Raw genomic sequence first — 7,285 nt, 5'->3', positions numbered from 1 at the left:
GCCCATCGAGCGACACGTAAAAATCAAGAATGCAGCGACCCCTTTTGACCCTCAATACCAAGAATATTTGGTGAAGAGAAAATCTAAAAGGCTAGCTCGTAACTCTTGGAAAGAGCCTGTCCCGACTGCGTTATAAGTTGCTGGGTATCAATGATGCCTTAGTGGAGGCTTGAGCCGTATGCAGTGAAAGTTGCACGTACGGTTCTTAGAGGGGCGGCACTTGGTAACAAGTGTCGTCTACTCGACACTTTCGAGTTACGGCCTAGTTTTGGTGTTTGTTGTGTTATGCCGAACCAACAGATGTCTAAGAACGGGCATGGAAACAGAAAATTGAGGTTCATGAACTACCTAATTGTTTTTTTTCTTTAATTCGGCTTCGGATGAAGTAAAAGCCTACTTCATGACATTATTTCTACTTCATGAAATGCTTGAAGCCTTGTCGTGCTTGAGTTTGGCGCACTCACTCACTCACGCAACCAGATTTAACCCAGAATAGTTAAATATAATTTGCGAGCTATATAAGTCACCAGCTCACATTATCTCGCCCTGCATCTTTGGCTCTGTATAGCGCAGTATCGGCATCGTGCAGCATTTGAGTAAGACTCTTATTGGGCTCGAATGCACTGAGTCCACAACTAAAAGTGATCTGCAGTGAGTCATCGTCTATCTGAAAACGATTCTTGCTAATCACATCGCAATAGGCTTGTGCTGTGTCTTTAAGGTAGATCTCAAAATCCTTGTCTGCACCAAAGGGTCGATTAACCAGTACGACAAACTCTTCACCGCCCCAGCGCATCAATATATCCTCGGGAACTTGTTGTTGCTTTAATGTCGCGGCGATATGGCGCAGTGCATCGTCGCCGGCCATGTGACCATAGTTATCATTGATCAACTTGAAATAATCGACGTCGATAAGAATGACGTCAAGTTCGCCCTGTTGTTGATTACAGGCAAGATGCAAGCGCTCGCCTATGGCGATGCCTTCGCGCCGGTTATAAAACTGGGTCAGATCGTCATAGATGGCGTGATGTGTAAGCTGTTCTTCCAATGCCTTTTGCTCAGTGATATCGAAAATCACACCGATCAGGCCGGCCACTTCGCCTCGATTATCATTAAAACTTGTCTTATGAAAACGGACAAAAACCGAGTCACCTTCGAGGGTTTTTATCTGTTTTTCATAGATCTGCACACCGGGATTATCGAAAAGCGCCTGATCGGCCCTTTGATAGACTTCGGCGAGCTCATCGTCGAAAAGCTCGTACACGCTCTTACCAATTAGCTCATCCCGGGTAAGCTTGATGAAAGACTCGAACGCCTTGTTACAGCCCAGATATACACCATCCTTATCTTTATAGAAGATAGGCACAGGTAGGGAATCCAATGTCAGCTGCAACAGATAACTGTCGCTAGCGAGGCACTGGAGCAGATCAGGATGTAAATTGGACGCGTCATACGGCATATCAAGGGTCTCTTCTTATTTAAACTGCCATTCCCTGTACCTAACAAGAGTATAGTTGTGTTAACTACGAGTGCTATATTAAGGAAGGTGCGAACAAGTCGTCGCACAGCTCTGGCTTTGATAGCAGCGACAGTTCAAGGCATTCAACTGAGGGCATGCCGAGGCCTGCTGAAGTTGAATAACGCCGAAATGGTGTTGCTATCAAAGCCCCGCAGGGCGAGGCTTACAGCGGTATTTGCTGCGTTACAGTTCTTGCGAAGGACTAGGGCCATTCGCTGCAAACTGTGCCTTGCATCTATCCACTTTAAGCACACGCAGAGCAAGCACGNTCGCACAGCTCTGGCTTTGATAGCAGCGACAGTTCAAGGCATTCAACTGAGGGCATGCCGAGGCCTGCTGAAGTTGAATAACGCCGAAATGGTGTTGCTATCAAAGCCCCGCAGGGCGAGGCTTACAGCGGTATTTGCTGCGTTACAGTTCTTGCGAAGGACTAGGGCCATTCGCTGCAAACTGTGCCTTGCATCTATCCACTTTAAGCACACGCAGAGCAAGCACGGGACTTATTCGCACCTTCCTTAACAAGTTAGCTTGGCGTTGCGGAATTTAAATTAAATAGGTGTTGTGCTCATAAATTGTCAAAATCATCCTCATGACGAGGTTTTGCACCAGGCTGTCACTATTTGTACAGATAATGAGCGAACGACCCGCTTGATACGCCTAAATGCCTCTTTCAACATAAAAAATGATTGTAAATTGAAAAATGAGCGGCCTACACTGGGCTTAATATTTGTCATATGAGGGCACTCGCCTATGTCAATTTCTCCTCTTGCCAGTGACAAGCTTTATCGTTCTTCTACACTTGCCCTACTCGATCCCAGCATTAAATCGACCAAACAGCTGACGCCGCTAAATGAGATCGTAGGCCAGGAACGGGCCCAACAGGCAGTAGAGTTTGCCATGTCGATGAAAGACAAGGGCTATAACATCTACGCAATCGGCCGAAATGGTCTAGGTAAGCGCACTATGGTGATGCGTTACCTGGACAGGTATGACCCTAACGGTCATCACCAGCTGTTCGACTGGTGCTATGTGGTCAACTTTGACGATGCCCGAACCCCTAAGGTGCTCAAGCTACCTAGAGGTCAGGCCCAGGCCTTCAAGGCTGACATCGAAAATTTGATGAAACGCCTAGTCAAAGCCCTACCCTTAGCCTTTGACAACGAGCTCTACTATTCAAGGGCCGAAAAGCTAAAGGCGCAGTTGGCCGACAAGCAGGAGTCGGCACTGGGTCAGATCACCAAAGAGGCCGCCGCCAAGCAGATCAGCCTGTCTATCAACCCTCAGGGCAGCTACGAACTGGTCGCCATGAATGGCGAGGAGCCTCACACCGAGTCGAGCTTTGCCGAGCTCAGCGCGAAGGAACAGGCCAAACTCGAGAAAAACATCGGTTCATTAGAGTCTAAGCTGCGTGAGGTGGTGCGTAAGTTCACCGCCTGGGAAGAGAGCTACTCGGATAAACAGCAGAAGCATGACGAGCAGGTAGCGCAGGAAGTGTTAGTGCATCTGCTTGAACCTTTGAAGGAGAGTTATGCTCAATATCCCGAGGTAAAGGCCCACCTTAATGAGATGCACAAAGATATCTTAGATAATCTGGATATCTTCCTCGAGCAAAATGAAGAGCAGATCGCCCTCTCCTACGCCTCATTGGCCAAGAAGATGCCACGGCGCTACCAGGTCAATGTGCTGGTTAATCATGGCGATATCCCCATGCCGATTGTGATTGAGGAGAGCCCTAACTATCACAACATCTTCGGCTATATCGAAAACGCGACCTATAAGGGCACCATCTTTTCCGATTTCTCCCTGATCCGCCCTGGTAGCCTGCATAAAGCCAATGGCGGTGTGTTGATGATCGACGCCATCAAGGTATTGGAACAGCCCTATGTGTGGGACGGTCTAAAGCGCGCGCTTCGCTCACGAAAACTCAGCCTGAGCTCCCTCGAGCGCGAGGTGACGCTGTCGGGCACCATCTCCCTGGATCCTGAAGCTATCCCGTTAGATGTGAAGATTATTCTTTTTGGTGATTACCAGACCTACCAGTTGTTGCAGCACTATGACCCTGAATTTAAAGAGCTATTTAGGGTAACTGCCGATTTTGAGGATGAGATGCCGCGCACAGATGCCTCCGAGGTGCAGTACGCTAAGTTCATCTCCAGTATTGTCGTGGGCAACAAGATGCTGCACTGCGATCGCGGTGCGATAAAACGCATCATAGAGTTCAGTGCGCGCCAGGCCGACGCCCAAAACAAGTTGTCGCTACATTCGGCAGATATCGCCAACTTGCTGCGCGAATCTAACTATGTGGCCCGCACCAGTAAGTCGAACATGATACGCGCCGGCCATGTGGAGCAGGCGCTGCATAATCATGAGCTCAGGGTCTGTCGTCTGCGCGACCATGTGATGCAAAGCTTTATCAACGGCACAACCCTTATCGATACGCAAGACAGCGTGGTGGGTCAGATCAACGCTTTGTCTGTGGTGGCGACATCGGATCATCAATTTGGCGCCCCGAGTCGTATCACCGCCAGCGTTTCCCTCGGTGAAGGCGCCGTATTTGATATCGAGCGCAAGGTAGAACTCGGCGGTCAGATTCACTCCAAAGGCGTGATGATCTTGACCGCTTATCTTGCGACTATCTTCGGTCAGACGGATAAGATCCCGCTTACGACTCACCTCACCTTTGAGCAAAACTATTCGGGCGTCGACGGTGATAGTGCCTCTATGGCCGAGCTGTGCGCTATCGTATCCGCCTTTGCCAAGGTACCACTGCGTCAGGATGTTGCCATCACAGGTTCGATGAACCAGTTTGGTCAGGCGCAGCCCATAGGGGGAGTAAACGAGAAGATCGAAGGCTTTTTCGATGTCTGTAAGATAAAGGGACGCCATCAGGGTCAAGGGGTGATCATTCCTCGCATCAATGTGCAAAACCTCATGTTAAGAAGTGATATCGTCGAAGCCGTTAAAAAAGGAGAGTTTGCCATCTGGGCGATCGATCACGTCAATGAAGCGGTTGAGATCTTAACTGGCATCCCGGCCGGTGAACGCGACTTTGAGTTCGAAGACTACCCGAAAGACAGCCTCTATGCCCTGGCCGATGTCAGATTGCAGAAGCTAAGAGATCACGTTAAGCGCACTGAAAAGGCTAAGGTTTAGGGTTTAAGGTTTAAGGTTTAAGGTTTAACGATTAAAGACTAAAGGATTAGAATCCAAATCATTAACCAATAAAAAAGCCGGTACGAGACCGGCTTTTTTATCTGTGCGATTACCGCAATTAGGCAAAGGCTTCTTGCAGTGGCGGAACCACCTGCTTCTTACGGCTAAGGACGCCGTCGAGCCAGACACGACCGTTCTCGGTCGCCTTACCATAGGCGCGCTCGGTGAGATCGGCATCATCGGATACGACCAACATCTCAGAGCCTTCTTTCATGATGTCGGTGAGTAGCAGCAGTACGCTGTGGCGATTGCCTTCGGCCTTAAGCGCCGCGATATCGGCTTCGAGTTCAGCCTTAACCTGATCAAAAACAGACAGGTCGATCACTTCTAGTTGGCCAATACCAACCAGGTTGCCGTTCATGTTGAAGTCTTTAAAGTCGCGCATCACAAGATCGCGAACCGGCGTGCCTTCTACAGCCGACTTAACCTTAAACATTTCCATGCCTAAGGCCTTGTAGTCTTCGATACCCGCGATTTCTGCCAGTGCTTCGACACACTTGATATCGGCCGTGGTGCAGGTTGGTGACTTGAAGATCACGGTATCGCTTAGGATGGCACACATCATGATGCCGGCGATGTTTTTTGGGATCTCGACGTTGTAGAAGTCATACATCATCTTGATCACTGTGTTACTACAACCCACAGGGCGGATCCAACACTCAAGTGGTGTAGAAGTCGTCAGGTCGCCCAGCTTATGGTGATCGACGATACCGACAATGGTCGCCTCGGCGATATCGTCAGGCGCCTGAGTCAGCTCAGAGTGGTCTACGATATAAACCTGCTCACCGGCGTAGTGCTCTTTATACAGCGGGGCTTCAAAACCAAAGCGTTCCAGGATAAAGGCGGTTTCTGGTGATGGCTCACCCAGGCGAGCGGCAATGGCCTCTTCGCCGATTTGGTTCTTCAGGTAAGCCAGTGCAATCGCACCACAAATTGAATCTGAATCTGGGATCTTATGACCCACAACGTACATTGGCATAGTTAACTCTCACAGTAAATTTTGCGGCATTTTATCAAAAGGAAAATCAATTTACATTACTCCCCTGCCTTTAATTGGTTAGACGCTAGTCTAATGCCAGGGTTCAAGATAATTGAGCAGCCTAAATATAGGCCAGATGGCGCCAAATAAGAAAACACTCCATCCTCGCCGAATATCTCTTAGTCATGCGCACCTATACGGGCATGCTGTATAACACCACCTCGACCTCACCGTCAGGGGTATCTACGCTATCGTTTTTAATATACTGCATGCCAAGCTTGGTCATTATGTTGATCGAGCCTTTATTGGCCGGGTCGGCGATGGCGCTGAAATGCGTAACAGGGTTGCCATTAGACAGAGAGTGTTTTACCAAGGCCTGGCAAACGGTCTTAGCCGCTTCTGTGGCGTAGCCCTTACCCCAACTGGCCTGGGTAAAGCGCCAACCCACCTCGAGATCCTCAAGTTTTGGCGTATCGGTATAGAAATCCATCGGCCGCACTAAGATCCAACCGATAAAACTATCGCTAAGGCTTGTTTCGCTGGCGAGAGTCGTGACCTTCCAAAGCCCCCAGCCGGTGTCAAGGTTGGTAAAGCCTTCGATGCGAGGAATAAAATAGTCTTCAATTTCTGCCATGGTCGAAGGCTTACCGCCATTGATATAGCGCATCACCTCTGGGTCTTGGTTTAGATCGAATAGAAGCTGTGCATCTTCTTTGGTGACCACCTCAAAGCGTAAACGCTCGCTGTTTTCAATTTGCATGGGACTCCCTGTTATTATTAGTGCGCTCAACTTCAGTCAGCTGGCTATGATAGCCACTTTAGATAAACCTCAGCAAGCTATACATTCGACAGCGAACGGGAAGAAAGATGAGTGAAGACAGATGTTTAAAGGCCGATGTGTAAAGACGTATGTGTAACGAGAGTTAGGTGAATAGTGGCGCGTCCATGCGCCGGGGGAGTTATTTATATGTATTAGTTCAGACTAGATCTGTGTAGTGGTCAACTAAGGAAACTGCGAACAAGTCCTGCAATTTAGGTATCGAGCGAGGTTATGAGCGGCCCGCCTGATTTTTGAACGCTAAGTGTTCAATTTTGGCCAACATACTGCCGTTTTACGCCGAATTTCGACCTAATTCCAGGCTGTTCCCGGATTTCAGACAGATCTTGGCTGTCGTCGTAACATCTGATCTACTTTAAACAGGTTCGCCAAGGTGAATAGCATGGCTAACTGTGAGTCATTTTTCGTCAGCCCTTTATAGCGTGCTTTGATAAAGCCGAACTGACATTTGATGATCCGGAACGGGTGTTCTACCTTCGCCCGAATRCTGGCTTTTAAATACTCGATGTTGATAGCGGTTTTATTCTTGCGGGGATGCTTCTTCAGCGCCCGAACTTTGCCGGGACGCTCTGCTATCAGCCATTCCACATTAGTATCTTTCAGCTCTTCGCGTTTTTCCGCGCCTTGATAACCAGCATCACCAGAGATGAATTCCTCGTCGCCATGCAACAGATTTTTCAACTGGTTCAAGTCATGTTCATTGGCGGCGGTTGTCACCAGCGTATGGGTGAGGCCA

4 protein-coding genes and 1 pseudogene are annotated in these 7,285 nt (G+C 48.9%); 1 reads left to right on the top strand and 4 read right to left on the bottom strand.

All coding sequences use genetic code 11. The features are described from left to right. Window positions 1-523: 523 nt before the first annotated feature. The gene (locus tag L1D47_RS19905; protein WP_239886530.1) at window positions 524-1,381 is read right to left on the bottom strand and encodes a diguanylate cyclase; all 858 of its coding nucleotides are present in this window, start codon (window positions 1,379-1,381) and stop codon (window positions 524-526) included. An 888-nt stretch (window positions 1,382-2,269) separates the two neighbouring features. On the opposite strand from L1D47_RS19905, the gene L1D47_RS19900 reads away from it, so the two are divergent. Next, a complete protein-coding gene (locus tag L1D47_RS19900) occupies window positions 2,270-4,672 on the top strand; it encodes an ATP-binding protein (protein ID WP_239886529.1) in 2,403 nt (800 codons plus the stop codon). Window positions 4,673-4,790: 118 nt separating this feature from the next. Here the strand turns inward: L1D47_RS19900 and L1D47_RS19895 are convergent, their stop codons facing one another. The 3 genes and pseudogenes from L1D47_RS19895 to L1D47_RS19885 form a co-directional block, all read right to left on the bottom strand. Further along, window positions 4,791-5,711, bottom strand: a complete 921-nt coding sequence (locus L1D47_RS19895) for a manganese-dependent inorganic pyrophosphatase (protein ID WP_011865773.1) — start codon at window positions 5,709-5,711, stop codon at window positions 4,791-4,793. A gap of 193 nt (window positions 5,712-5,904) precedes the next feature. Beyond that, window positions 5,905-6,471 (bottom strand): GNAT family N-acetyltransferase, encoded by a 567-nt coding sequence (locus L1D47_RS19890; protein ID WP_239886528.1) that lies wholly within the window; start codon window positions 6,469-6,471, stop codon window positions 5,905-5,907. Between the two features lie 393 nt (window positions 6,472-6,864). Then, a pseudogene (locus L1D47_RS19885) lies at window positions 6,865-7,285 on the bottom strand (IS5-like element ISVch9 family transposase); the annotation flags it as partial.

This window comes from Shewanella sp. Isolate7, from assembly GCF_022398425.1.
Taxonomy (GTDB): domain Bacteria; phylum Pseudomonadota; class Gammaproteobacteria; order Enterobacterales; family Shewanellaceae; genus Shewanella.
The sequence above is the reverse complement of the archived record's forward strand: the minus strand, read 5'-3'. Positions and strand labels throughout refer to the sequence as shown.